Here is a 25,452-nt window from a genome sequence, read left to right as displayed (position 1 = left end):
AATGCGAAAGAGTACAAGAGAGAAGGGAACCTTTTTTGACTGACAAGCCATGGAGGGGATGAATGTTCCTCTCTATAATATATATCATATCGTATATATTTTCAAGGATGAAGACGGGCCTCGAGTGGGAGGAGCGTCTGCTGTGTATGGAAGATTGAGTCACAACTTGTGTAAGGCGCAACTTGCGTTTTTATACAAAAAAGCAAGTAAGCATGTTATACTACCTTTAATCCATGAAAGCATACGTACGTGCTTTGTTACCCTGATGCTTGTCTCTCTCCTGTTTTCACATGGAGATGAGCGCGAACAATGATGTCGCGTGCTATGGTCATACGATGTCGCAAGGAGGTCAATGTATGACGTGGACTCAATCCTACACGCCTATCCTGGGTAATCTCTTCCTCTCCGCGCTTATCGCGGCCCTGCCTGTTATTGTACTGCTTGGTCTGCTGGGTTTCTTTCATGTGCGAGCGCATTGGGCAGCCCTGGCTGGCCTGGCTACGGCCTTGCTTACCGCGCTCTTCGTCTTTGGTATGCCCGCGCAAAAAGCCTTTGCCGCCACGCTTAATGGCGCGGCCTATGGTCTCTTCCCCATTGGTTGGATTATCATTGGCGCTATCTTTGTCTACGATATCACGGTGCGCACAGGCAATTTTGAGATCGTCAAGCAGACAGTGGCGAACCTGGCGGATGATCGCCGTCTGCAACTGCTCTTGATCGCCTTTAGCTTCGGAGCCTTTGTCGAGGGCGCGGCTGGCTTTGGTACGCCGGTCGCGGTGACGGCTGCGATGCTCATTGGTCTGGGCTTTCGTCCTCTACCTGCGGCGGGCCTGGCTTTGATTGGGAATACTGCGCCTGTGGCCTTTGGCGCCCTGGGCGCACCCATCACGGGCTTGTCGACGGTAACAGGTATCCCGGTAGATGTGCTGAGCGAGATGATCGGGCGCCAGCTTCCCTTCTTCTCGCTTATTGTCCCCTTCTGGCTCATCTTCGCCATGTCGGGCTGGAAAAGTATGCTCGAGGTCTGGCCCGCCTGCCTGGTTACAGGCCTGAGCTTCGCTGTAACGCAATTTGTGGTCAGCAACTACTTCACCTTTACCCTGGTAGATATCATTGGCGCCCTGGTCTCGATCCTCTGCCTGGTTGTCTTCCTGCGTATCTGGAAGCCTAAGACAACCTGGCGTTTCCCCGAGGAGCGCGCAGCGCTCGCGACCTCTGCGGATGTGGCAGAGGAGACCTCGACGACTGGGGGTGGTGTGATCGCTGGAGAGCGGCCTATTCCAGCCTCAGCGAGTGTTGTCTCGCTGGACGAGAGCGATGTTGAGTCTGCGCGTGCCACGACTAGTTCCTCTGGTGCTAGCGCGATTAGCCTTGCTTCCGACGCGGGGGAAATTCCCTTCCAACGCGCCTTTATGGCCTGGCTACCCTGGATCATTCTCGCTGTGATTCTCTTCATATGGGGCCTGACAGGCGTCAAGGCCTGGTTTAATGCACTCTCCGATCCCAAGATTCCCGTACCTTTCCTGCACAACCTCGTTTTGCGCGCTCCACCCGTTGTCGCTAAACCGACGAAGGAGGCCGCAATCTTCGATTTCAACTGGCTCTCAGCCACGGGCACAGCCCTGCTGATTACAGGCGTCATCTCGGGTTTTATCCTGGGCCTCAGTCCCCTGGAGCTCCTGAAAACTTTCTGGGGCACACTGATGCGCCTGCGCTTCTCGCTCCTGACTATCGCGGCGATGCTGGCGCTGGGCTACACAACGCGCTACGCGGGCCTTGATGCAACCATGGGCCTGGCCTTTGCCAGCACGGGCCTGCTCTTCCCCTTCTTCTCGCCCGTTCTGGGTTGGCTTGGCGTGGCGCTGACAGGCAGTGATACCTCGTCCAACGTGCTCTTTGGTAGCTTACAGACCATCACGGCCAGGAAACTGGGCATTTCGCCTGTGCTGGCCGCGGCCTCCAACTCCAGTGGTGGTGTGATGGGTAAGATGCTCGACGCGCAGAGCATCGTCGTCGCGGGCGTCGCCACAGGCCAGAAGGGCGGCGAGGGCGATATCCTGCGCTATGTCTTCGTGCATAGCGTGATTCTTGTCTCTCTCGTGGGTATCCTCGTCCTGCTCCAGGCGTACGTCTTCCCAGGTATGATCCCCTAGCGCATATCCACAAAGCAATTGTTGTTAAACAGAGGAATGCGTAACAAGATGGGATCAGCGGATCTAAACCCAATGCTAAGGTTTAGATCCGCTGATCCTCTGTGTGAGAAAGTTAATTTTTGCGAGAGGCAAGCTACCAGGCGGGTGCCCAGATACCAAATTCGTTGTTATCGGGGTCGCTGAACTGGGCCCATTTGCCCCAGGGTTCGGTGGTGAGCTCCTGGGTGATCGTAACCCCGCGAGCTATGAGGATTGCGCAGGTCTCTTCTATATTGTCGGTATGCAGGACGAAACCAGTCATGCCGGTTTGGTTGCCGCCACTCTGCCCGCGCAGGCCGAGCATGATATGGGTCTGTGTGCCGGGAATAGCAACTTCAAGCCAGCGCTCGGTTTCACTCATAGGCTGATCATCTACCTTTTCAAAGCCGAGCTTGTTCACTAAAAATCGAGGGCTTTGTCCTGATCGCTGACGCCTATCGTGATGGTACCGATTTTCGTAAACATGTTTCTTCTACAGTTGCTAAAATCTGTAATTCTCCAAAGCAAGAGACATCTATCCATACAATCGCAGGAAAACAGCCCTGGGCTGTGACGATTGGAGATAGGCTGTCGCAGGCCAGCCAGGATCATAACAGATGTTTCCCCGCACGCAGCGGGCAGGCCGTGAGCCTGTCAGTGGCAACAGCAACACCGCACCTGTCCCCGTATAGGAAACAGGCTTGACCCTTGGGTCAGAGATGGAGCAAGACCTCGCCTTGCTCATGTGTTTCATTTGGGCCAGATACGCCACACCCAGTCTCGCAATATTGACTGACACGCAATAATCCCGATCACCATTATACGCACAGGCATCACAAGCCATCCACCACCCCCATTTCACGGCTTTACCACGATCACTGAGGGAGCGGTACGTTTTCGCTGCGCCCCCCCGCAGTGTGGGCAGGTATGACTGGTTCATCCTGGTCGCTCGGTGTGAAACCGCAAGCCGAGAAGGTGGCACTTGTATCGCAGGAGCTTCCAGATTTCCCCGCGTACGGTCGAGTTGTTGCGATAGTTGCGCCATCGTCCCCGGACGCCTTTGCCGCGCCCGGTGGATTTGAGGGTTTTCAACGATTCCATCAAGAGCAACGAGCACCCATGGATCTGACACAACAGCAACAAGGCGTTGCTTGCCAGGTGGGCCACCGCAGGCAATACGGGTATTATTTGATGGTGAAGGGATTTCTGCCTTTCTCGCATCAGTCAGGCGAACCGACAATACTGAAAAAAGAGAGGAGAGTGCATCGTTCCCATGTTTAGAGCGATGCACTCGCTTCTATGGAGCAACAGAGAAGCATCGACTTCCCTCTCAGCTATTAAGCTGAGGTCGCCCCTATGGCAAAGGCGAAAAGGATAATCAGGAGGACCAGAGCGGCTATAGCGCCAAAGCGGTAGTCTCTTTTCTGCAGAAAAGCGATCAACATCGTAATGACCCGCAGGACAGGCAGCAGGATAATGACGGCAATACCCACAGTGACTAACTGCAAGCCACCGTTGCTATGTGGAATAGGCACAACAGGGCTTTGACCGAACAAAGGCAACACAAGCGACGCAGCTATTATAGCTGAAGCTATCCCTGTCCCAGAACTCAGTATCCATGCCAGCGTAAGGTCAAGTCGAGCTGGTTTTCTCTTCTTGTTATTCATCATTATGCTCCTTGCCCCAAATGGATGCCGAAGGCGCTGAGAATCATTTGCACCGCAAGAGCTACAAGAACCACGACAAAGAGCAAACGGATTTTCTCATTTGAAATGGCCAGGAGGATGCGCGCGCCAAGAATTGCGCCGACGACCGAACCCAACGCAATGGGGCCAGCAATCGGACCAACAATATCCCCACGCACAAAATAAGCTCCCGCACTGGCAGCTGCCGTCACGCCGATCATGAAATTCGAGGTTGCCGTTGAAACTTTGATTGGCAAGCGCAGTGCAGTATCCATAGCAGGAATCTTGAGGACACCACTGCCAATACCCAAGAGCGCCGAGAGAAGACCCGCCCCATACATCAATATCAGACCCATTGGCAGGCGTTGCACCCGGTAGGGGATATCTCGTCCAAGCGCGCGATCGGGATAACTGGAATCAAGCCTTCGCACCCATTGTTTTGAGGCGGTCTCTAGAGGTGTAATCTCGGGCTCTCGGCGTCGGGTCAGCATTTGTTTGGCAGAGACCAACAAGACGACGCCAAAAATGAAAAAGAGGAACGGGGCCGGGAGAAGCCCTGAGAGAAAAACCCCAGTCAATGCACCAAGCGTTGTAGCCGTTTCCAGAACGATAGCAAGGCGAACATTGGTCAGGCTGCCTTTGAGAAAAGGTGCAGCACTGCCACACGAACAGGCAATGACAGAAACAAGACTTGCCCCAATGGCCAGGCGTATATCGATATGGGCAAACATCGTCAGAATTGGCACGATAAAAATGCCACCTGCCATGCCCAACATGCCGCCTAGCGCACTGGCACCCACTGAAACGGCAAACAGCCATAGGACGCTTCCTGTTGTCATCTCAAACATCGCTCACCTGCGGCTTCTTTGCTGTTCGACGCGCCAATTGGGTTACGAAACGGATTTGATCGCCTCTATAGTGCAATTTTTCGTAGTCAACTGGCCGATTTCCCTCGGTGTAGGACGTACGCTCAATGAGAAAAATGGGACTGCCAACTTCAACCCCAAGCGTGGCAGCCACAACTGTATCGGCTGCTATCGCTTCCAGTTGATATTTCGCTTCTACTAATGGGGTGTTATATTTTTGCTCAAGCAAGGAAAAAATGGGTTCTGTCGTAAGGTTCTCGGCCATGATCTTCTCGCCCAATTCTTGCGGAAGGTAGGTCTCGTCAAACGAAATGGGAATAGCGTCAGCCAAACGGATGCGATGAATCTGCACAACAGGTGTTCCTTCCGGTAAGACAAGTTGACGCGCCACAACATCGTTTGCCGCGACAATTTGCCGACTAAGAACCCTCGCTGTCGCCTGCCGGCCTAGCACCTGCATGTCCTCGACAAAGCCAGTCAGTTCGGTCAGTTCTTGAGTGATCTTGGGATGTGCGACAAAGGTGCCTTTACCGCGCCGAATCTCGACAAGACCTTGCTGAATTAAACTCTGAATGGTTTTTCGAATAGTTGTCCGGCTAACTTCAAACTCTTCAATCAAATCATCTTCTGTAGGTAACTGGCTCCCAAGAGGCAATACGCCACTGGCAATACGCGAGATGAGGATGTCCTCGACTTGAGCATACAATGGTATGCGGCTGTTTTTGTTCGTAAACATAATGATATAGTAACATAATGACGTCGTTCTGTCTATCAATTGATGACGGTTCTTGAGTATGGTGAAATAGGCGGCAAGCGCGTTATCCTCACGGATACGTTTCCTACCGCCCTTTCCCGAACCGGTATTGTCAACTTAGCCAAAATTGAAGAGCTTACATGCGAAAAACGGCCCCAAAGTGGGGAGAGCTCCCTATCTCTGACCTGATATTCAGGAGAATCTTGGCGAAAATAGCGCCGGAGTGGTAAAAGCTCATCAACAAAAATTTTAAGTTGATAATACCCCCACGACAAAGCACGCGTAGTCAAGGCCGCGCTGGCCCGCTTGCCCGTAGCGCGACGGCTGTAGAGGGGCATACCTCCGTGGGCTGTGTGATGCTGTGGTTACGTTCTTTGCTCCGCCTCCGGCTCCTCATGTGATGCGGCTGCCAGGATCACACGGAGCTATCGCTCGTCGTCGCGCTCTGGGCGGTTCGGCTTATATGGCGGGTACAATGAGAGCACGGTAGGCGCCGGTCCTGGCCTCCGCTCATGCACCCATTTGTCAAGCTCACCCTCCAGTCGCAAACCCGATCATGACCGCCTCGGCTTTCTCCCACGACATGCCCTGCGCGGCCTGTAGCCAGACGCCCGATGCCTGCCTCCACGCTTCAGCCGCCTTGCTAAATTGGGCAATATCATTGCGTTGCAGGGCTTCGTCCATCTGGTGTGCCGCCTTTTTGATGATGTCCTCTAACTTCCTGACGAATTCATCCCAGTCCATATCGCCTTGGTTCATCCCCCTATGCCTCACTTTCGTTACGCTCTGCGAGAAGTCCCCTACCAGTGTACGTCTCATCTCCAATCACAGGCGGTCCCTTTCCCCTCCGCCTTAAAAAGCAGATACTCCCAACAGGGGAGCGCTGCGGCTGTGCGTGACGCGATGGGCTTTAGCCCGCCGCAAGCCATGCCATTTGAATGGCAGTGGTGAGGCGTCTGTGGCTTGAGTCCTTGCCCTAGACAAACAAGTGTTCTTCTGTTAGAAGAAGCAAATGCAGCAACGCGCGGCACGGCTATGGTACGGCTTTAGGAAGTGTTGTTTGTCGTAATTCTTTTCGCCGTTTGACCCATAACCGTTCGTGTATCTCGATAGTCGAGAAGCAGGAAAGGCGCATTTCCGGTGCAATCTGACGCAATTCTATTCCAAACAGCAGTGCAACCATTTTTCGCAGGCGAGGCCCACGCAAAAGACCTTTTTTGCCAGAATCACGAAAAGTTTTGTGGCAGAAATGACGCCGCTCCAGAAGCTCTCTCAGAGAGCCTTGCGAAAAGAATTGCGTCAGAAGCCGATGCATTTCTCCGTTACCGGGTCTGCCTCCGGTTGAGAAAAATGGCACGATTTTGCCTGGAAAAGTTTTGTGTCAGGGCCATTTCGCTGCTATGCGGCTTTATCTGGCTCCACTGGCTCCTCTCTGACAAGCGAGCGAAAAATTTATTCGGGCTCTTGGACATATTCGGTGTGCCTTCTGACTTGGCTTTGTGGTAGAATAGCATCAGTTCCAATCATTTGAGTTATCTGGAGGCATTCCCATCGATCTCTCCCCTGTTTTTGCATTTCCTTCAACGGTGCGTCTTGAGACCATCGAGATCCAGAATCAGACCATCATTATCCAACTTCACGCCACCTCGTCAAGTGCTCTTTGCCCACGATGTGGGACGCCGGGCTCTCGGGTCCATAGCCGCTATGTGCGCACCATTGCCGATGTTGCCTTTGGCGGGCGATGCCTTGTGCTCAAGTTACGGGTGCGCAAGTGGATCTGCCGCGAGACATCCTGTCCCCAACACATCTTTGCTGAGCGCTTTCCAGAGTTGGTCCAGCGCTATGCACGAATGACGGATCGGCTCGTCAAGGCTCTTCAGGCACTAGGAGTGACCACCAATGGAGCCGATGCAGCGCGGATCGCCTCGTCCCTTGGCATGCCCACCACAGCCAAAACCATCATTCGTCGCGTCTTGCAGCTTCTCTTACCCAGCGAAGGCAAGGTAGTAAAGGTGGGAATAGACGAGTGGGCGTGGAAGAAAGGCCAACGCTATGGAACCATTCTCGTTGACCTGGAAAAGCGACGGATTGTGCAGTTGTTAGCAGAGCGTTCGGAAGAAACAAGTGCAGCCTGGTTGCGTACACACCCTGAAATTGACCTGGTCTCACGAGATCGTGGCAAAATCTTTCGCGAAGCTGCTACGAACGGCGCTCCACAGGCCAACCAGGTCGTCGATCGTTTTCACTTACAGAAGAACTTTGCTGAAGCGCTGGAGAAGTTCTTTCGCAAGCAAGAACGTGCGCTCAAAAAGGCAACACAAGGGAGCACAGGCAAAACGCGTCCAGCTGCGAGGACGGCAGTCCCTGAAAAAGTCGCACAAGAGCGGCAGGCGCGTCATCGCCAACGAGTCAAACTTCATAAGCGGATCTGGAAACTGTATCGGCAAGGCTACCACAAAGGGCAGATTGCCCAGCTCGTCGGCGTCAGTTCGAGCAAAGTCTACCGTGTCCTCGAACAGGAGACACCTCCGCCTCCGCGACGACGATCTCGTTCTTCTTCCATCGTTGATCCCTACCTTTCCTACCTCACTTTGCGATGGAACCAGGGGTGCCACAACGTGGCCAAGCTGTACGAGGAAATTGTCACTCAAGGATATACTGGGACGCAGCGCACGCTTCAGATGCGGCTTCGTCCTTTTCGCCAGAACGTCGCCCGCCCTGTCTCCAAGCAGACGGTCATCTGGGATAAGCCTCCTTCGTCCAGAGGTGTTGCGCTCATGATGGTGAGGTCAACACAAAACCGTACGAGAGAGCAAGCAGCCTATCTGGATCAGCTCGTCCAGAGCGACGAGACCATTGCAGTCGTATTCAAGCTTGCGCAGGACTTTGGCTGTCTCCTACGAAAACACGAGGGACGGATACATCTGGAGCAATGGAAAGCTGCCGTCCAAGCGAGTGGGATTGCGGAACTGATCACGTTTGTCAATGGACTTGACGATGATGCGGAGGCGGTTGCCAATGGATGCAGTCTGACCTGGAGCAACGGAGTGGTAGAAGGTTTTGTCAATAAAGTAAAATGGATCAAGCGTAGTTCCTATGGACAAGCTGGATTTGCGCTCCTGCAACGCCGTGTTCTGCTCCATCCAGCAGCAGGTGATACCTTGCCCAAAGAGCAGAGCAGACGGGCTTTCCAAAATTCGGCATCCGCTCACGAGCCTGGTGCAGGTGGTTCCAGGTCCACTTTCGTGACCTTTGCAGAAGGAAGAAGCGCTTGATGAAGGGAGGCATGAGCTCAAGAGAAACACTCATGCGCTCGTAGTGAGAGAAAAAGGAGACAGGTATGCCGAAGAGGAGCTCATCGTTGCAGGTCCCGAAAGAGATGCAAGCACGCTTCCAGGAAATTACCCACCTCACTGATACGTTCAGTCAGCAGTCCTTACATGAGGAGTACGCCCAACTCTGCCGTGAGTTGACAGCGACCCTGTGCCGGAAGCGTCCTTCACCATTGGCACGAGGCAAGGCCCCCACGTGGGCCTGTGGGATCATTCATGCGTTGGGCATGGTCAACTTTCTCTTTGATGCCTCCCAGACTCCCCACATTGCAGCAAGCCAGATCTGGGAGTATTTCGATCTCAGTTCGAGCACGATGCAGGCGAAATCCAAACAGATTCGTGATCTGCTGGGCATGTATCCCATGGACCCGGATTGGTCGATCCCCTCGATGATTGACAAGAACCCTTTGATCTGGATGCTTGAGGTAAATGGGCTCATCATCGATGTGCGCCAGGCACCCAGGGAGATCCAGGAGGCCGCATTCCGTCAAGGGTTGATTCCCTACATCCCCGATCCTGATCAGTAGCTCGCCAAAGTCAGGTAGGCACACCGAATATGTCCAAGAGCCATTTATTCGTCAGGAAAGCGAAGTGATATTCGACAGACAACAGGAAGTGTTGCGAGCACGAAGAACATGCAGAAGAAAAGCCTCCCCCTGCTGGTCACAGCAGTTCTTGAAAGAGAAAGGTGTTCACCCTCTCCAAGCTGTCGAAAGCTTCGCAGGGCTACACAACGGCAACGCAAGGCATGAGCGCGTGAACGGGCAGGGCACCGCCCTTCAAGATATCTGGTGTATAGACCAGCACTTGAGCGTATTCCTCACCCACTACGGTGTTGAACGAGTCGTAGCCACGCTCCATCTACTCACAATACCAACGACGTAGGAGTGCAAGAAGAAGCCGCACGGTTGCGCAACCGTCGGCGGAGTGTCACGCGAGCTCGGGTATCACGTTGTGCGCCTGGCCGGGAATTCGTGATGCGGCTGCCCTCGTCACGCTTTCGGCTCGGATCGCCGGGGCCTGCCGCTGCCGGGTGCGTGATAAGGAGCTGGGTGTCACAGACCGGGCGCCAGGTCGCGGGTGTGATAGCTGCCGGTGCGTCACACGCTAGAGGAGAGGCGCGTCTAAATGAGGGATGACTAAGATCCTGACAATTTTGTGCAGGAAGCCCGCACTACGCTCAAACTGCGAACTGAAATACAGTTCACTTCAGCGTTTGATCCATTGGCAGAGCGCCAGCGAACTGAGCTAACAAGCTCGAATGAACCGATAACAGCGAGAAACTGTGAACTGAAAAGATCCGGCCAGCTAACAGCTTTTAGAACAGAAGTGCGCTAATGCACAAAATTGCAAGGATCTTAGTCATGGCTCTCGTATGATAAAAGTACAACAAAAAGTCTCTGGTTGCTTTCGCAGCTTTGCCGGAACACAAGCCTTTTGTCGTATTCGAGGCTATCTTTCGACCTTGCGCAAGCAAAAGCTTCACCTGCTCTCTGTCCTGGAAGCGACTTTACAGGGCCATCTTGTTCTTCCTGCTTTCTAGCCCTCCTGAACAGTGACTTTTATGGTATTGTCAACTTAACCAGAAAAATGAAGAATATTGCTGAGGTATAGCGAAGAAGGATGCTGATGGGTCATGGAAGATGTGGGGGATACCTATGGTTATGCGACTCGCTTTGCTCCAGTCAGTTCATTCCAAGTCTGAAATCGGTCCTGTAAAAGAGCGCGGTATTTTCCGGCCCTCAGACGGTGTCGTCGCGGTTGAAAATGTCCAGCGATGGGGCCAAAGGCAGAGAGGAAGCGTTGAGCCTGTTTCGTTGATTTGAACCGCCGCATCTTCTTTTCACGCAGGCGCGTCGGTTGGTGAGAATTTTCCGCCCGGTTGTTGAGCCCTTTGTGCTGCCGGTGCTCTACGCCAGGCAGAATCTCGCGTTTGGCCGCGCCATAGCTCCTCAGCTTATCGGTAATGATTACACGAGGAACGTATTGCAACCCTTTGAGCAGTTTGCGGAAAAAGCGTTTCGCCGCGTGTGTGTTCCGCCGGCTCTGCACCAGGATATCCAGCACGTTGCCGTCCTGATCGACGGCTCGCCACAGATACGACCTTTTCCCATTGATGGTGAGAAAGACCTCATCCAGGTGCCACTTGTCCCCACACCAAGGGCGACGGCGGCGGAGTTCGTTCGCGTACGTCTGCCCAAACTTCAAGCACCACTGGCGCACGGTTTCGTAGGTCACGACGATTCCGCGCTGGGAATACCAGCCGAAGCCATGAATTCTTTGGCAAACGCCTTGCTGCCTTCGAGCGCGGCCCCGGCTGAATCGGGACCGAAGACCTTCAGGCCGCGCTGGCGAAAAATATCGACAATCCCTTCGATCAAGGGAATCTCCGGTCCAACCACCGTTAGATCGATGCCGTTTTTTTCAGCGAACGTGGCTAGATCGTCAAACTGAGACATCGCCAGCGGCACACACTCGGCGCACTCGGCCATGCCCGGATTGCCGGGAGCCGCGTAGAGCTTCGTGACCTGGGGACTCTGGGCCATTTTCCAGACCAGCGCGTGTTCGCGTGCCCCCGAACCAATAACCATTACTCGCATAAAGTGAAGAAAAACTGCCTTTCCAAAATTGCACCTTACGACGTTGTAGGCCCTCACTATTATATTTCATAAAGAGACAGCTTTTTTAGTTGAGGGCCATCCATTCCTCGCTACGCTAGAGTTGCGCATTCCTGAACTTGTACCAGAGCTGGTGGGCGATGCGCTTCCCATCGTAGCTCAGGCCATAGCGCGCAACATATTGGCAGACATTCTCAATATCGCGTGTCAGCAGGGTAAAAGCATGGGAATTAAAACGCGGATCGACGGTTCTGTCAGAATTCAGAGAAAGGCTTGTCTTGGACACCGCTTGCAGGTATGCGAAGAGCACAATTTCTCTGATCTGGAGCGCCTCATGAACTGTCCACATTGTGCCTCGACCAGCACCAGCGAACAAGCCCAGAAGACCACACTTGGCTATCGAACGTTTCGCTGCTCAGCTTGCAAACGCCGCTTCAACGAGCGTACAGGAACATCTTTCAATTTCCTGGAATATCCCACTGATGTGGTTCTGCTGGTTGTTCTATGGAGGCTTCGCTACAAGTTGAGCCTGCGGGATCTGGCTGAAATGTTTCTGGCACGGGGCATTGTATTCACCCATGAAACCGTTCGGGACTGGGAAGCACAGTTTGCACCTTTGGTGGCAGAGCAACTACGGAGAAAACGACGAGGACAGGCCGGAAGATCCTGGTATGTGGATGAGACATATCTGAAAGTTCACGGAAAGTGGTGCTCCCTCTATCGCGCCATCGATGCGGATGGCAACCTGGTTGATTCACGACTGAGCGAGAAACGGGATATGGAAGCAGCCCAGCGGTTTTTCAAGCAAGCGCTCTCTGTCGTTGGCCACGCTCCAGAACAGGTAACAACCGACGGTCATGCTTCCTATCCACGAGCAATTCGTGAGATTCTTGGGAGCGATGTACAACATCGAACAAATACATATCTCAACAATCGATTGGAGCAAGATCATCGAGGAGTGAAACAACGATACTACCCGATGCGTGGCTTTGGGAATTTCGCATCAGCGGCGCGTTTTTGCCATGCTTTTGATGAATTGCGCAACTCTTTTCGCCCACGCCACACCATGGGCGAAACACGGTCTCTTATGGAGCAACGACAGTTGTTCTGTGAAAAACTTGCTACCTTGCAACTTCTGATGCGGATGGCTTCCTAACTCAACGGATTATGAGTTGAGGAACTTCCACTCTTGGCTTTCATGCCCTCAGTTCTGACAGAACCGGTTGCATACACTTCCTCCTAATCCATGGTCAGGCTCGATCCTTTTTCTTGCGCTAACCACTCCCAGCAGTTCTGTCGAAACACTGGTGCGCGACTCACAGGTGTCTATCGCTTCCAGAAAGGATTGCAGGATAGTTCGTGTGGCGGCATTGGGCGTGTAAACCATGATCCTGATATCAGGGTTGGTGAGTACTTGCAAGGTGACATGCTCAAACTCCAGCGATCCGAGTGTTGGATGCCTGATGACTTTGTGACCATCCAGCGTGCTGCGCACGTCGTGGTGAGGCCACCACTGGCAAAATTCCGGGCTCACCTGCTTCAACTCCTCGATCAACTCCTCGAACCAGGGATCGCCGGGATAGCGAGCACTGGCCGTGCGAAACTCCGCGAGCGTTGCCCGTGCAAGCATTTCCCAGTTGGGGCGCTCCCGCATCATCGAGCTGGTGAAGAGTCGCCAAACCATGTTCCGTGCATAGGGAGACGAGGTATCCGAAAGGGTATCCGAAACGGCGAAGAGCGCATCGGCAGCTTGGTTCCAGGCCAGATAGTCATAGCGTCGCCCCAGCACATACACCGGACTCGGGTTGAGGTCATCCAGCATTTGTTGGAGCGCCGGGCCGATACTCTCCTCTGCGGGAGAAGTGGGTGCAGGAAGCGCTTGCCCGGCAAGCAGAAACAGGTGCCGACGTTCATTGGGGGTCAGCCTGAGCGCCTGCACCAGACTTTCCAGCACCTGTGCCGAGGGATGCACATCCCGTCCTTGCTCCAGCCAGACGTACCAGGAGGTGCCAATGTTGGCCAGCTGCGCGACCTCTTCCCGGCGCAGTCCTGGCGTTCGCCGTCGCAGTCCTGGCGGCAGTCCCACCTCACTGGGAGACAGGCTCGCCCGTCGCTTGCGTAAAAAATCGGCGAGGGCCTCTCGCCGTTCGTTAGTTTGCATCTCTCGTTGCTCCTTATCCTGGTGGTCAGAGACCTATGATCACCACACACTGGTCCTGGGATCACGAAGAGAGCATACTCAAGGAGAGCACCGACGTCAAGAGGCGCAGGCACTATGGCGTGAGGATGCTCCCATCGGGAGGAAGAACGTTCCTCCTTTGTTCGCAGAATTGAGAGAGGTATGTATGTCTTTACAATTTGGGGTGTCCCTGCCACAAGGCTGGAACAGGGAACTGGTAGGCATCAAGGACCCCATGGAAGCCTACGAGGTGCTGACGCGCGTGGCCCAGACTGCCGACGAAGTCGGTTTCGCGTCCGCTTGGCTGGTTGATCATTTTCATACGGCCCCACGGCCCTCGCAAGAAGTCACCTTTGAGTGCTGGACGACCACCGCTGCCCTGGCGCGCGATACCAAGCGTATCCACATTGGTCAAACGGTCACCTGTGCTGGCTATCGCAATCCCGCCTTGCTCGCCAAAATGGCCAGCACGGTCGATGTGCTCTCACACGGGCGACTCTCCTTTGGCATCGGGGCAGGTTGGCACGAGCACGAATATCACGGTTATGGCTACGACTTTCCCGAGACTGCTGAGCGCCTGGGTCGACTCGGCGAGGCGGTACAGGTGATCCTGGCCATGTGGACGCAGGAAGAGGCAGCCTTCGAGGGGAAATACTACCAGGTGCGCGGCGCGATCAACCAACCCAAGGGAGTCCAGCAACCGCATATCCCCATCCTGATAGGAGGCGGTGGCGAAAAGGTCACACTCAAACTGGTCGCGCAGTACGGCGATGCCTGTAACGTGTTTGGCGATGTGGAAACGATCAAGCACAAGTTCGCCGTGCTCAAAGCGCACTGTGAGGCCGTCGGGCGCGATTACGAGAGTATCCGTCGAACGGCAGGGGCTCTCTGCTGTCTCGGTGAGACCGAGGAGCAGGCCCGCGCCAAGTTCCCCGCCGCGCTCCTGGGCCGCCCTGTAGCTGCAGGCGCATTGATTGGCACTCCGGAAACGATCCGCCAACGACTGGCTGAGTTGGAGGAGATTGGCGTTCAGGAAATGATTCTCGGGTTTCCTGATATCTTGCACCTGGAGACCTTGCGCTTCTTTGCACACGAGTTCATTGTATAAGCTTAAATACACGTTTTGTGATCTCTTGCGTACATGTGTGAGAATGTAATGTACGCAAGAGATCACAAAACGTGTCCGCGTTTCCGAGGCAGTGAGCGTGATGGAAATCAGGCACTCTCTATGGACATGAGCCGCATCGATCTTTCGATGATATGCGTCAATCGGTTGAACAAACCCAGGCCCGTGATGCTCAGCGCGAGGCCATTCGCTGGGGCATCACGCTCAAGGGTGAAGGCCAGGTAATCGGGGCGTGCAGTTTCCATCACTTCGACCCTGACTTTCATCGTGCCGAAACCGGCTATGAACTCAACCGCGCTTTTTGGGGACGGGGCGTCATGACTGAAGCAATGTCTGCCATTCTGACCTATGGATTTGCAGAACTGGGACTCCACCGTGTTGAGACCATCATCGATAGCGTCAATGAGCGATCGAAAAGCCTGTTACTGAAGCTCGGCTTTACCTATGAGGGAAACTTGCGCCAACGCTACTCCTTCCAAGGCCGTTTCGAAGATGAACACTACTTTGGGTTGCTCAAGGATGAATGACACGGATCAGTGTAAATCTTTCTAGCAGTATCTCTCTAAAAGTTCAGATTACTTGACCGGTTCTCTAGGGAGAAGCAATGGTGGGCAAGGGCGTTGCCTTTGTCTCAGCGAAATTTAACCTCTATTTAACACTCACATAACAATTGAGCGTTATTCTTTTAATTGTTATATTTCTATTTACAAACCTATCCCTTAAGCAAGGAATTTTGTTCCATATGCTCGTCAAAGATAGTCAAACTGGTTCACTGGCCAACGAACCCTCTCATACCACACCACACGCGCATGATGTGCTGTCACAACTCGATAATAGTGGCCTCTCACGCTTTCACTGGAAGGCTATGATCACTTCAGGTATGGGTTTCTTTACCGATGCCTATGACCTGTTTATTATTGGGGCCGCGCTGACCATTCTGATCCCTCTCTAGCACCTGAACGCTTTAGAGACCTCACTCGTAGGTAGCACCTCACTCATCGCCGCAGCCCTGGGCTCGTACGTCTTTGGGCGCCTGGCTGATCGTATTGGACGCCACGCCATCTATGGTCTGACCCTGATCGTGCTGGCGGCAGGGGCGATCATTTCAGCCCTCTCCCCTAACATCTACTTTCTGCTCGTCTTCCGCTTCATCATGGGCCTGGGCATCGGCGGCGATTATCCGCTGAGCGCTACGCTGATGAGCGAATACGCTAACCGCAAGGACCGGGGCAAGCTGATCACGATGGTCTTCTCCATGCAGGGCCTGGGCCTGATTCTTGGTCCCCTGGTCGCGCTGGTACTACTTGTCTCAGGGCTGCATCCAGACCTGACCTGGCGCATTATGCTCGCGCTTGGCGCGGTTCCCGCCCTGGCGACCTTCTACCTGCGCCGCCAGATTGAGGAAACTCCCCGCTATGCCCTGATAATGCATGGCAACGCCGAGGCCGCGCAGCAGACCATCAGCAACGTGACCGGCAATGGTACCGCAAAAAAGAACGTCAAAGTTCAGAAGCAACAGGCTCAGCAGCCAAAGAAATCCTGGCTCTACCTGCTCTTTACCCCACGCTTCCTGAAATGGATCATTGGCACCGCAGGCACCTGGTTCCTGCTCGATATCGCCTACTACGGCACGACCATCTCTAGTCCCCTGGTCCTGAAGTCGCTCAACTCGCATGCCAATGCCGTTACGAACATGATGTATACCCTGGTCATCTTTGTGGTCGCGGCCATGCCTGGCTATATTGTAGCGGCCCTGACCATCGACCGCCTGGGACGCAAGAAGATCCAGTGCATTGGCTTTGCGATGATGACGCTCTCCTATGGCCTGCTTGCGCTGTTGCCGGGGCTGACACAGAGCACACTGCCCTTCCTTTCGCTCTATTCGCTGGGCTACTTTTTTACAGAATTTGGACCCAACGTTACCACGTTTGTCTATCCCGCCGAGATCTTCCCGACCATGATTCGCAGCTCGGCGCACGGTATCGCCGCCGCCCTGGGCAAGGTGGGGGCCTTCATCGGCGCCTTCGCCTTCCCCTACCTGCTCACCAGTGTCAAACTGCCGGGCGCCATGGGGGTCGTGGCGGTCGTCTCCCTGCTGGGTCTGCTCCTGACCATCTTCACCCTACCCGAGCCAAATCAGCGCTCGCTGGAGGAGATCGCGGGCGACCACGAGCTGCTGGCCGAGATGAAGAAAGAACAGGTCCCGGCCTAAATCTCGCGATGCAGTACTTCCTAAGCACCGGCTAGCCACTGGAACAAAAATAGAAGAAGCACTCACGACACATGACATGTGTCGTGAGTGCTTCTTCTGCCGTAGGGTATGTGAGGATGATGAGCTTACTTTGTTGCGCTCTCCCAATGTTTGTGCTCAGGCTTCTGACTTCTCGTGGGCTATTGCAGACCTTATCACCAAGAGTGATACTGCTGGCGAACCCCTCTCGACCGCATCAGAGTGGCATTGTAAAGGGCGCGTCTGGATCCCAAGCATGCTGAAAGCTCCTCAATCTTCGGTGAAATGCGGAATATATGAGCAATTCCTCCTTTTGTCAGTCTTCTGTTTGGCTCAAGGGTGTTCGCAGACCCGGCCCCCTTCACGTTACGCCTGTTCCCTGGCTACCTCATCGCTCTCTCCAAGGTTCGCCAGCGGTATCAAGAGTGAGCCAGAGCCCACGGGTTGCGCAACGAGTTTCAACTCACCAGTAATCTGGCTTGAAAGCATCTTTCCTGACGCTCCTGCTTCCATAAGGCAGAGGTATTTCTGATTCCTTGCCAGTAAAAAGCGCGAGCGTTGAATGGGCCTTCGAAGCTCCTTTAGCCGAAAGTACATCTCGTTGCGCAACCCGTGGGCAGAGCCACTCTTCGCGCTTATTACCACCGCAGGCTGGAACGATTTGGCACAAACAGCTGGGCTCTTTTCCTGATCTTTAGTGCAAGAGGTACTCTTTATGCAAAGGGATCGCAACATCTACGATCAGTCGATTTTCGTTCACCACGAGACGAATATAGCGACCAGCCAGCGCCTTACTGACAAAGTAGGGGCGTCCTTCATAGGAAATATGCCCGCTGCGAGCGACCTTACGTGAATAGATACTGGCACTTTGAGGCAAAGGAAAATGCTCAATCGCAAACAGGTCTTCCCTTTGCTCCTCTCCTCCATTGTTCATAAGTGGCTCTCCTCGAGTAATTCATCGATCAGTTCACGTCAAATGGTCAGACGTTTTTCTTCTTCTTTCATCTTCGCGCATCCACTACCTTTCATGTGACCACATACCCAAAGTATTTTACACCCTCGAACCAACATCCAAGCAATATGATCGATCCCTATAGTCCTACGTCCAAACTATGCTGTGCTTCCATAAGTGCGATTGAATGAGAGACGCTTTCTGAATTCTCTAAGGTATCCTGGAAGAAACACTTTCCTATAAAAATTGGACTATTTGAGGCATATTTGCCAGGCGCAGTGAAAATATGCTCGGCGTTGGCAGAGTCCCAACATTCTTTGACTGATTTGAGGTGATCGTGATAATAATCTGGCGACTCCTCTTTCCATTCCTACGGATCGTAGCCACACAACGTTCATCAAACTCTCGAACTGTTGGAGACAGTTTCTCTAAGTCCTCTAGCGTAGGGTTTTTGGGCGTTTCTCCCGGAAGCTGAATCTGTAAGCTCCTCGTAGAAAGAACCTGATTCATATCATACACAAAAATAACTTCTTCCATTGGAAATGACTTCAGGGTATCATCAATGGCAAAACGTAGGGTGAAACGTGGTCCTAATGCCTCTTCAAGCCGTGCCTTAAGCGCTCCCATAGGAACTGGAGGCTCCCAGAAAAAAGCAAGCACCTCTTTGATGTTCTTCATGGATTCCCTTCCTCCCACGGGACGCGCAACGAGATTGCATAACTGAGCAAGAGAGACTGGCGGAAACATGAAAAGTCTCAGAGACTTTTACCGGAAGTAGAACATCATGAGATCTTCATCCAAATACTGCTCACCAAATTTGATCACTCGTGGTGCTGTTCCATAGACCTCAAAGCCGAAGGACTGATACAACCGGCGGGCGGCGAGATTCGTGGTTAAAACACTGAGGTGGAGTTGTTCCAATCCATCCAATTGCTTCGCCTGAGCGATGAGTTCCTGCATCAATGCTCTGCCTATCCCGCGCCCACGTTTTTCCGGCAGGACGTACACACTGGCGACCGACCCTTGATGCCGGAGTTTGAGACCTTCTTCTCGACTAAACCGGACCATCCCAACTAATCCCTCTTTAAAAGCTCCGAGGTAAAACATCCTGTTCCCTTGACGAAGGCGTTGCAGGATGGGCTCTTTGCCCTGAGCAAGCGTTTCTTCATAGGTTAAACTAAATACCTCTGGATGATCCTTCACCGATTGTAAGCGAAGGGTCCAGACGGCTTCCAGATCGTTTTCCGTCAGTTTTCGTACCAACATAGGGTGTTCCTGTTTCGTGCTTCCATACGATGTGTATCTATCCTCAGCGTACAAGGACAGGCGGCATCAAGGAAATCTTTCCTGATGTGCTTTTAATATACCATATCTCATATCTTGCGAATGGTCTATGCCTGTGGCTGGGTACCTTTGTTCTGCTGGGGAAGATTTTGCACGTAGGAATCGCCCTCGACAATAAAGAGCAAGCGTTCACATACATTGGAGCAGTGGTCCCCAACGCGCTCCAACTTATGAGCTATCCAGAGGAGATAGGTGGTACGCTGCAGGATCAAGGAGTCGTTGCGCAGGGCTGGAATCGCGTGCGCGCCTGCCATCATGGTCATCAAGTCATGGCGCACCGTGTGGTAACGCACATCGACGACATCATCTTCTTCCCAGATGTAGCGTGCAGCCTTCACATCACGATCCTTGAAGGCGTTCATGGTGCCCTGCAAGACGCGGCGTGCCTCTTCCCCCAGGGCAAGCATGTCTTTCATGATCGAAGCTTCCGTAATGGTGTGCCCACTGTCCGCATCCTTCATGCCCGCTATCTCCATTTTGACATGGGGCATCGCATCTCCGCGCAACGGCGCCATACGCAGGATGTTCTGAGCAATGCCCGCTGCTCCATCGCCAGCGCGCTCCAGGTCACCCACGATTGAGAGTACCGAGGCCAGGTAGCGCAGGTCGCACCCACCCAATGGTTGCTGTAGGGTTAAGAGACGGATGGCACGTTCCTCAACTGCGGTTCTCAGGCTATCGATACGCGCATCATTTTCGATGACCATCCCAGCTTTTGCCAGGTCACCAGCCGCCAAGGCCTCCAATGCTCTCTCCAGGGCCTCATCCACCATTGTTCCAAGGCAGAGAATGTGCACATCCAGTTCTTGCAATTCTTTCTCGAGAATCGAACGTGACATGTTTGCCGCTTCCTCCTTTCTTCCAATTGCCTGATTGCCTCCGAGAGGATCATCATAGCAAGTCTCGTCGCACACTGATGTGTTTCTTTGGGGTCTTTCACCTCACCCTCCATAGGGTAGCATATTTAGAAGAGGAAACATAGAGGATACAAGCACTTCTCCTCCTTGGGCGTAAAGAAATGAAGGACAGTGAACAGTTTGACAGGGTTTCAGCCAAAGGGCGAGGAGGACGCATGTTGAATAACCCACGGGATGCGCAATGAGATTGGGGAATGGATTAAGACTTCCCGTGCTACACGGCGGGGAGCAAGTTCCTAGGGGTACATATGAATGAGCCGAAAGGTGCCTAACGGGGAGTTGAAGCAAGCACTAAGTCACGAGTTAATTCTGCTTGTCCCAAATGTTCAGCCGCGTGTCTTGCGACCACAATAAGAATATCAAGCCCGGTGATGGAGCCACGACGGGGATGGAGATGCTCCTGTTCTAAGTCGCCCGAGGAAAGGCTCAGGAGGGTCTTCTGCAACCGTTCACGTAAGGCTTGCCACTGGGCGATCAATGCATCTGCTGACTGGCCTTTCATCACAAATTCCTGCTCGCGATTGCGCGAACTCGGTTGGTCAAACAGCGTCAAGAGGAGATTTTCTTCTGCATTCCCTAGCGTGTGAACGACTAAGGTGTAAAGGCTGTTGGCATGTGGAGCAGGGGGTTGCCAGTTGAGCTGGTTTTCGTCAAGTCCATCAAGGCATTGCACCAGACGATCGAGCGAACTCAAAATATAACGACAGAAGAGGATCGCCTCGCGAGATGGGTTCTTTGGCATGATCGTGCTTCTTTCTCTCTCGTTCTCCGCCCATTATAGCACAAATCCTTCTCCCTCGTCGAAATGGGCACGATGTCCACCTATCCCACATTTCGCAGTTTACAGAGAGAAAAAATAGCATTGTGGGTGGAGTGGTTCACATGAGAATGGTAGCCCTCTCATGATTGTAGAGATGTGGAGTCAGCGAATAGGTAGAACCTATTGGCGCTCAAGAAATAGACGAGATCCTGGCACTCATGTGCGTAAACTGGAGCGAGATCAGCCGATTCGCCGAGAGCCATTGCTCGAAAACGTTCAAACGGGACAAATTTGACCTCAGATACTTCTGAACGATCAAATTGTATACTCTCAGGTTGAATATCTGCACGAGTGACATAGACATCATGAAACTGCCGATCAATATACGTTTCATTCAAGATGGCCTCCTGAAAAAACGAAAACAGAAAATCAAACTGCAACTGAGAACTCTTGATGCCTAGCTCCTCTTCTACCTCTCGCCTGACGCAATCGGAGCTACACTCCCCTGCCCTCACATGCCCGGTGACAGAGATACCAAAAAATCCTGGAAAGTGATCAACGGTAAGAGCACGCCTCTGAAGCAAAACTTCTTTATTGGAGTTCAAGAGGTAAAGATGCACAGCTCGATGGTACTTCCCTAGGCGATGGATCTCCGCTCGCGGGAGAATTTCGCCAGTTCTGAGACCTGAAGCAGAGAGAACATCAATCAAATCAGACATCGTGCATGTTCCTTCATCTATAAATATGCGCATGAGATTCCACATAGCGCAGTTTACGGAGAAAACAGATAGCATTGGGAATAGGCAGGGCCAAGCAGAGCAAGCACCTGCCGATGGAGAGCTTGTAGCCCCAAAATCTGGGTTTGGAAGCGTGAACCCATGCGGATGTATAAGAGATCAATGCCCTCAAAACACTGAAACATCCAGCGCATGGTTGGGCGATTGGTTGGCTTATTGAGCTGGTTAGGAAAGGTTTGTTCGGCCTGCACCAGTTGGTGGCGCAGGAGTTGTTCAGCTAAGCGATAGACCAACAGACAAAGCACCATGATGAAGCTCAAAGCCATAATGCGCTCCGGTTTCTTGACGAAGATAGAGGAAGCCAGAAACAGTGGGTCTTTGAGAAAGCGGAAGCCCCGTTCCACACCTCCTTGCTCCTTGTAGGTATGAAAGATCTGCTCATGGGAGAGGTCTTGTTCCTCGATCACGTTGGTTGCGACAAGAAAGCGAGCCTGCTGTTTGATCTGTGCTTCCACTTCTCCCTGATCTACCAGCAAAGTAGGGGTCAGATACCAGACGGTAGTTTCAGGCGAAGCGTCCTTTTTTGGGCGTCCTTTGTGCTGATACCGTCCCTCTTCTCGCAACGTAAAAGTTGCCACCAAGTAGGACGGTTTGCCTTTCAGTGTCTGTTGCCATACATGTTGGGCATCCTTCTCACAGGCAAAATTCTGCGTGGACAGGTGCCAGAGTCGTTTTTCCCACTGCTCCTGGGAGTTCCTTACCTTCTTTTCCATCTGGACTCTTGCTGCCTGTTCTCCGGCATCCGTGTGGATAATGACCCATCGCTCTTTCCCTTGTGGCAGATCCATGATGCGTGCGCTATACTTCCCTGATCCATCTGCGAACAGGTGCCACACTCCCGGTTCTTCTTGCACAGCCTCTTTGGCCTCCGTGAAGGTTCCTGGCACGCGACTGATCCATCTGATGTTGGCCTCATTGTAGCGTTTCATGTTGGCTTCACTGTACCCTCCACTCTCTGCCCCCTGACAGATAACGTTGCGCAACCTTTCCTTAGCGTGGTTTCCCGTATTGTAAATGTGATTACTTGATGGCGGCAAAATGGTTCTTTCTCACTTTCCGTGAAAAGGGATGAGTGATAGAATAAGATCCAGCAAAAGTTTTGTTCCACTTGTTCCCCACGAAGAAAGATACTCACATTCCATGATCTCTCCGTTCGTCTTTCCTTCTTCCAATGACCTCTTGCTAGAAGTGGTCTCCTGGGAGAAGGATACTTTGCTTTTGCACGTACGATCTTCTCAGGCAGAAGGTACTTGCCCTGGGTGTCATCAGATCTCTAGACGTGTTCACAGCCGATATATGCGTACGCTTGCTGACTTACCTTGCCAGGCGCAGGTGGTTCGTCTGCATCTGCAGGTTCGCCGCTTTTTCTGTGATGAGGCCACCTGCCCGCGCAAGACGTTTGCAGAGCAATTTCCCACGTTTGCGCTCCCATATGCTCGTCGCACCTCGCGACAGGCCAATGTGTTACGCGAGGTAGCATTTGCCCTGGGAGGAAAGCCAGGAGCTCATCTGGCGGAAAAGCTTCGGATGCCTGCAAGTTTGCAGACCCTGTTGCGTCTCATTCGCCGCTCTGCAGTTCCTGATCCAGTGCCGCCACGGGTTGTTGGGATGGACGAGTGGGCATGGCGCAAAGGACGTCGGTATGGCACAATTCTTTGCGATCTGGAACGGCATATTCCTATTGATCTCCTCCCTGACCGGGAGGCCGACTCGGTCATCACCTGGCTGAAGGCGCATCCCAGTGTGGAGATTGTCAGTCGAGATCGCAGTACTGAGTATGCCGATGCAGCCCGACAGGGAGCTCCTCAAGCCATTCAGGTGGCAGACCGTTTTCACGCGGGTCAAGAATTTGGGAGATGCACTTGAACCCATTCTTGACCGAAACAAAGGGTGTCTTCGCTTCACGGAAGAGCCTAGGCCAGATGCCCAAAGGGAGGGGCAAGCATCCCCCCCACAGCCTCCAGTTCTCAGTGAGATCCGTCCTGCACCCAGCAAAAAGGCTGAGGGGATCCGTTTAGCACAGCGCCAAGAGCGTCAGGAACGCTATGAGCAGGCTATCGCCCTGCGTAAACAAGGCTTCAAAATTGCAGAAATTGCCTCTCGCATTGGTGTCCATCGCAGAACCATTGAACGCTTTCTTGCCGCACCGTGCTTTCCAGAGAAAAAGCGCCGCCGTGCCGAGCGAACCAAACTGGAGGCGTATCACTCCTACCTCTGGGAGCGATGGCAGGCAGGGGTACACAATGCCTCTCATCTGTTTCGGGAACTCACAACTCTTGGCTACAAGGGAAGCTATGCTTCAGTCAATAAGTATCTCGTGTGTCTGCGCACCGGGGCCCGTTTGCCTGCTACTCCGATACCTCCTGCTGTTCGAACGCTGACCGTCAAGCAAGTGCGTTTCCTGTTTTTACGCTCTCCTACCGACTTACAACGAGAAGAACAGCAAGATCTGCAGAAAATCTTAGACCGCAGTGCTGACCTGGCTTTGATCTACCAACTCGTCCAGCAGTTTCGGGAGATGCTCCACCACCGTCGTGCTGATCAACTTGACGACTGGTCACAACAAGCTCTTCAAAGCTCGTGTCCCGAACTACATAGTTTTGTCGCTGGGCTTCGCAAGGACTGGAAGGCTGTCGTAGCAGCCTTCACTTTGGAATGGAACAACGGAATGGTTGAAGGACATGTGAATCGCCTGAAATTGATCAAACGACAAATGTACGGACGGGCTGAATTTGACCTACTCCGCCAGCGAGTCCTTCATTGTGCTTGACCTTTTCACGGAAAGTGAGAAAGAACCTTGCCGCCATCAAGTAATCACATTTACATAGACTCCGTTCATATACACTCTTGATTTGCTGATTTTTAATTTTTTGCAACACTACCTATGCACATGAGTGATCTCTCGGACAATCGGCGCGCCAGCGCATTCTGTGATGCTTCAAAGATCTACACGACGCTTGGCGACATGGACCAGGCGGAGCAGTATGCCATGCAGGCCGTTGACAAGGCAGTGGAGACACGACAGCTCCAGGTGCTACCACGTTTATCGAAGTTGGCCTCGGCCATCCAGGCAACGAAGCCTGGTAATGCGCAAGGGCGTGCGATTCAGGAATATGTGCATGATGCACAACAGCGATTCAGCAATTAAGGAGGATGACGATGATCACGCACGTTGTACTACTGAAACTCAAGCCAAGAACGACAGAAGAGCAGGCCAGTGCAGCCTTGAAGCGCATCGAAGATCTTCGCAATGTGATCCCAGAGATCTCCGATGTGACGCTGGGCGCGAATCTTAACACTAGTCAGGCCTATTGTGGCTACACCCATGGCTTCGTGATGCACTTTGAGAACGAGTCAGCGCTCAAGGTGTACGCAGAGAACCCAACGCACCAGGAAGCCGGTGCGGGATTGGTAGCGATCAGCGAGAGCATTATCGACTTCGATCTTCAATCATAGACATTGAACAAAAGTAGGTAGTGTTGCAAAAAATTTTGAGCTGAAAAAATAGAGTGAGTAATTACAGCACAAGAAACATTGTCGCAGAGAAAAAGGTGAATGTTCTGCATCTTTTCCTCATGGCCTATGCTCATATAGACCCTCGATTTGCTGAGCTTTAATTTTTTGCAACACTACCGGCGCTTCTTTGTATCTATGCCACAACCAGGTCTACATGTACGGCTTTCCCGCTCCGTACATACAGGAAGAACACTCATCTCTATAG

Annotated in this window: 28 protein-coding genes and 3 pseudogenes; 14 read left to right on the top strand and 17 right to left on the bottom strand. The window is 52.9% G+C overall.

Annotation, left to right across the window (positions count from 1 at the left end):
• Positions 1–356 precede the first annotated feature (356 nt).
• Entirely contained in the window at positions 357–2,153 is a 1,797-nt protein-coding gene (locus tag KRAC_RS41340) for an L-lactate permease (RefSeq protein ID WP_007917637.1), read from the top strand.
• Positions 2,154–2,286: 133 nt separating this feature from the next.
• On the opposite strand, the gene KRAC_RS41335 is transcribed toward KRAC_RS41340, so the two are convergent.
• Positions 2,287–2,592, bottom strand: coding sequence for a VOC family protein (locus KRAC_RS41335; RefSeq protein ID WP_083815045.1), 306 nt, complete (start codon positions 2,590–2,592; stop codon positions 2,287–2,289).
• A gap of 506 nt (positions 2,593–3,098) precedes the next feature.
• Here KRAC_RS41335 and KRAC_RS74020 point away from each other — a divergent pair.
• On the top strand, positions 3,099–3,452 hold the full coding sequence (locus KRAC_RS74020) for a hypothetical protein (RefSeq protein WP_169461005.1): 354 nt from the start codon (positions 3,099–3,101) through the stop codon (positions 3,450–3,452).
• A gap of 56 nt (positions 3,453–3,508) precedes the next feature.
• Here KRAC_RS74020 and KRAC_RS74895 read toward each other — a convergent pair whose 3' ends face one another.
• The 4 genes from KRAC_RS74895 to KRAC_RS41310 form a co-directional block, all read right to left on the bottom strand.
• Positions 3,509–3,706 carry a DUF1634 domain-containing protein gene (locus KRAC_RS74895; protein ID WP_211221400.1) on the bottom strand — a complete coding sequence of 66 codons (198 nt, stop codon included), beginning with the start codon at positions 3,704–3,706 and terminating at the stop codon, positions 3,509–3,511.
• Positions 3,707–3,840: 134 nt separating this feature from the next.
• Positions 3,841–4,695: a sulfite exporter TauE/SafE family protein gene (locus KRAC_RS41320; protein ID WP_040446864.1), complete on the bottom strand. Its 855-nt coding sequence runs from the start codon at positions 4,693–4,695 to the stop codon at positions 3,841–3,843.
• A 1-nt stretch (position 4,696) separates the two neighbouring features.
• A complete protein-coding gene (locus KRAC_RS41315; RefSeq protein WP_007917632.1) occupies positions 4,697–5,458 on the bottom strand; it encodes a GntR family transcriptional regulator in 762 nt (253 codons plus the stop codon).
• 549 nt (positions 5,459–6,007) lie between these two features.
• Positions 6,008–6,235, bottom strand: coding sequence for a hypothetical protein (locus tag KRAC_RS41310; RefSeq protein ID WP_007917631.1), 228 nt, complete (start codon positions 6,233–6,235; stop codon positions 6,008–6,010).
• 827 nt (positions 6,236–7,062) lie between these two features.
• Here KRAC_RS41310 and KRAC_RS41300 point away from each other — a divergent pair.
• Entirely contained in the window at positions 7,063–8,751 is a 1,689-nt protein-coding gene (locus KRAC_RS41300; RefSeq protein WP_007917629.1) for an ISL3 family transposase, read from the top strand.
• Positions 8,752–8,816: 65 nt separating this feature from the next.
• The gene (locus KRAC_RS41295) at positions 8,817–9,335 is read left to right on the top strand and encodes a DUF6398 domain-containing protein (protein WP_007917628.1); all 519 of its coding nucleotides are present in this window, start codon (positions 8,817–8,819) and stop codon (positions 9,333–9,335) included.
• A gap of 1,135 nt (positions 9,336–10,470) precedes the next feature.
• Here the strand turns inward: KRAC_RS41295 and KRAC_RS41280 are convergent.
• From KRAC_RS41280 to KRAC_RS41270, 3 genes and pseudogenes are all read right to left on the bottom strand, one after another.
• Positions 10,471–11,064: pseudogene (locus KRAC_RS41280) on the bottom strand (IS6 family transposase); the annotation flags it as partial.
• Complete coding sequence (locus KRAC_RS41275) at positions 11,043–11,408, bottom strand: phosphoribosylamine--glycine ligase (protein WP_420795838.1); 366 nt, start codon at positions 11,406–11,408, stop codon at positions 11,043–11,045. The gene KRAC_RS41275 and the pseudogene KRAC_RS41280, both read right to left, overlap by 22 nt.
• Before the next feature lie 115 nt (positions 11,409–11,523).
• Positions 11,524–11,775 (bottom strand): hypothetical protein, encoded by a 252-nt coding sequence (locus tag KRAC_RS41270; protein ID WP_157507653.1) that lies wholly within the window; start codon positions 11,773–11,775, stop codon positions 11,524–11,526.
• On the opposite strand from KRAC_RS41270, the gene KRAC_RS41265 reads away from it, so the two are divergent.
• On the top strand, positions 11,761–12,582 hold the full coding sequence (locus tag KRAC_RS41265) for an IS6 family transposase (protein ID WP_007917621.1): 822 nt from the start codon (positions 11,761–11,763) through the stop codon (positions 12,580–12,582). The two genes, KRAC_RS41270 and KRAC_RS41265, sit on opposite strands and share 15 nt — an antisense overlap.
• Positions 12,583–12,630: 48 nt before the next feature.
• Here KRAC_RS41265 and KRAC_RS41260 read toward each other — a convergent pair whose 3' ends face one another.
• Positions 12,631–13,587 (bottom strand): helix-turn-helix transcriptional regulator, encoded by a 957-nt coding sequence (locus tag KRAC_RS41260; protein WP_007917619.1) that lies wholly within the window; start codon positions 13,585–13,587, stop codon positions 12,631–12,633.
• 184 nt (positions 13,588–13,771) lie between these two features.
• Here KRAC_RS41260 and KRAC_RS41255 point away from each other — a divergent pair, with 184 nt between their 5' ends.
• The 4 genes and pseudogenes from KRAC_RS41255 to KRAC_RS41245 all read left to right on the top strand — a co-directional run bounded on the left by KRAC_RS41255 (position 13,772) and on the right by KRAC_RS41245 (position 16,943).
• The gene (locus KRAC_RS41255) at positions 13,772–14,713 is read left to right on the top strand and encodes an LLM class F420-dependent oxidoreductase (RefSeq protein WP_007917617.1); all 942 of its coding nucleotides are present in this window, start codon (positions 13,772–13,774) and stop codon (positions 14,711–14,713) included.
• Between the two features lie 146 nt (positions 14,714–14,859).
• Positions 14,860–15,258 (top strand): annotated as a pseudogene (locus KRAC_RS41250) (GNAT family N-acetyltransferase); the annotation flags it as partial.
• A 215-nt stretch (positions 15,259–15,473) separates the two neighbouring features.
• The gene (locus tag KRAC_RS74890; protein ID WP_211221399.1) at positions 15,474–15,683 is read left to right on the top strand and encodes a hypothetical protein; all 210 of its coding nucleotides are present in this window, start codon (positions 15,474–15,476) and stop codon (positions 15,681–15,683) included.
• A 3-nt stretch (positions 15,684–15,686) separates the two neighbouring features.
• Positions 15,687–16,943: an MFS transporter gene (locus KRAC_RS41245; RefSeq protein WP_211221417.1), complete on the top strand. Its 1,257-nt coding sequence runs from the start codon at positions 15,687–15,689 to the stop codon at positions 16,941–16,943.
• Positions 16,944–17,327: 384 nt separating this feature from the next.
• Here the strand turns inward: KRAC_RS41245 and KRAC_RS78680 are convergent, their stop codons facing one another.
• The 8 genes from KRAC_RS78680 to KRAC_RS41205 form a co-directional block, all read right to left on the bottom strand.
• On the bottom strand, positions 17,328–17,450 hold the full coding sequence (locus tag KRAC_RS78680) for a hypothetical protein (RefSeq protein ID WP_007917613.1): 123 nt from the start codon (positions 17,448–17,450) through the stop codon (positions 17,328–17,330).
• Between the two features lie 205 nt (positions 17,451–17,655).
• Positions 17,656–17,895: a hypothetical protein gene (locus tag KRAC_RS41235; RefSeq protein ID WP_007917612.1), complete on the bottom strand. Its 240-nt coding sequence runs from the start codon at positions 17,893–17,895 to the stop codon at positions 17,656–17,658.
• 255 nt (positions 17,896–18,150) lie between these two features.
• Complete coding sequence (locus KRAC_RS41230) at positions 18,151–18,591, bottom strand: hypothetical protein (protein ID WP_007917610.1); 441 nt, start codon at positions 18,589–18,591, stop codon at positions 18,151–18,153.
• An 87-nt stretch (positions 18,592–18,678) separates the two neighbouring features.
• On the bottom strand, positions 18,679–19,179 hold the full coding sequence (locus KRAC_RS41225; protein WP_007917608.1) for a GNAT family N-acetyltransferase: 501 nt from the start codon (positions 19,177–19,179) through the stop codon (positions 18,679–18,681).
• 125 nt (positions 19,180–19,304) lie between these two features.
• Entirely contained in the window at positions 19,305–20,096 is a 792-nt protein-coding gene (locus KRAC_RS41220; RefSeq protein ID WP_007917607.1) for a phosphate signaling complex PhoU family protein, read from the bottom strand.
• Between the two features lie 346 nt (positions 20,097–20,442).
• Positions 20,443–20,916 (bottom strand): DinB family protein, encoded by a 474-nt coding sequence (locus tag KRAC_RS41215; protein ID WP_007917601.1) that lies wholly within the window; start codon positions 20,914–20,916, stop codon positions 20,443–20,445.
• 158 nt (positions 20,917–21,074) lie between these two features.
• Positions 21,075–21,653, bottom strand: coding sequence for an NUDIX hydrolase (locus KRAC_RS63530; protein WP_007917599.1), 579 nt, complete (start codon positions 21,651–21,653; stop codon positions 21,075–21,077).
• 53 nt (positions 21,654–21,706) lie between these two features.
• Complete coding sequence (locus KRAC_RS41205; RefSeq protein ID WP_040445845.1) at positions 21,707–22,714, bottom strand: IS1634 family transposase; 1,008 nt, start codon at positions 22,712–22,714, stop codon at positions 21,707–21,709.
• An 85-nt stretch (positions 22,715–22,799) separates the two neighbouring features.
• Here KRAC_RS41205 and KRAC_RS69645 point away from each other — a divergent pair, with 85 nt between their 5' ends.
• From KRAC_RS69645 to KRAC_RS41185, 5 genes and pseudogenes are all read left to right on the top strand, one after another.
• Positions 22,800–23,597: an ISL3 family transposase gene (locus KRAC_RS69645; protein WP_083814878.1), complete on the top strand. Its 798-nt coding sequence runs from the start codon at positions 22,800–22,802 to the stop codon at positions 23,595–23,597.
• Positions 23,509–23,859 (top strand): annotated as a pseudogene (locus KRAC_RS80105) (helix-turn-helix domain-containing protein); the annotation flags it as partial. The gene KRAC_RS69645 and the pseudogene KRAC_RS80105, both read left to right, overlap by 89 nt.
• 189 nt (positions 23,860–24,048) lie before the next feature.
• Complete coding sequence (locus KRAC_RS80100; RefSeq protein WP_040445295.1) at positions 24,049–24,501, top strand: transposase; 453 nt, start codon at positions 24,049–24,051, stop codon at positions 24,499–24,501.
• Between the two features lie 114 nt (positions 24,502–24,615).
• Positions 24,616–24,879 (top strand): hypothetical protein, encoded by a 264-nt coding sequence (locus tag KRAC_RS41190; RefSeq protein WP_007917597.1) that lies wholly within the window; start codon positions 24,616–24,618, stop codon positions 24,877–24,879.
• An 11-nt stretch (positions 24,880–24,890) separates the two neighbouring features.
• Positions 24,891–25,187 (top strand): Dabb family protein, encoded by a 297-nt coding sequence (locus KRAC_RS41185; protein ID WP_007917596.1) that lies wholly within the window; start codon positions 24,891–24,893, stop codon positions 25,185–25,187.
• Positions 25,188–25,452: the final 265 nt, after the last annotated feature.

The organism is Ktedonobacter racemifer DSM 44963 (assembly GCF_000178855.1).
Lineage (GTDB): Bacteria > Chloroflexota > Ktedonobacteria > Ktedonobacterales > Ktedonobacteraceae > Ktedonobacter > Ktedonobacter racemifer.
The sequence above is the reverse complement of the archived record's forward strand: the minus strand, read 5'-3'. Positions and strand labels throughout refer to the sequence as shown.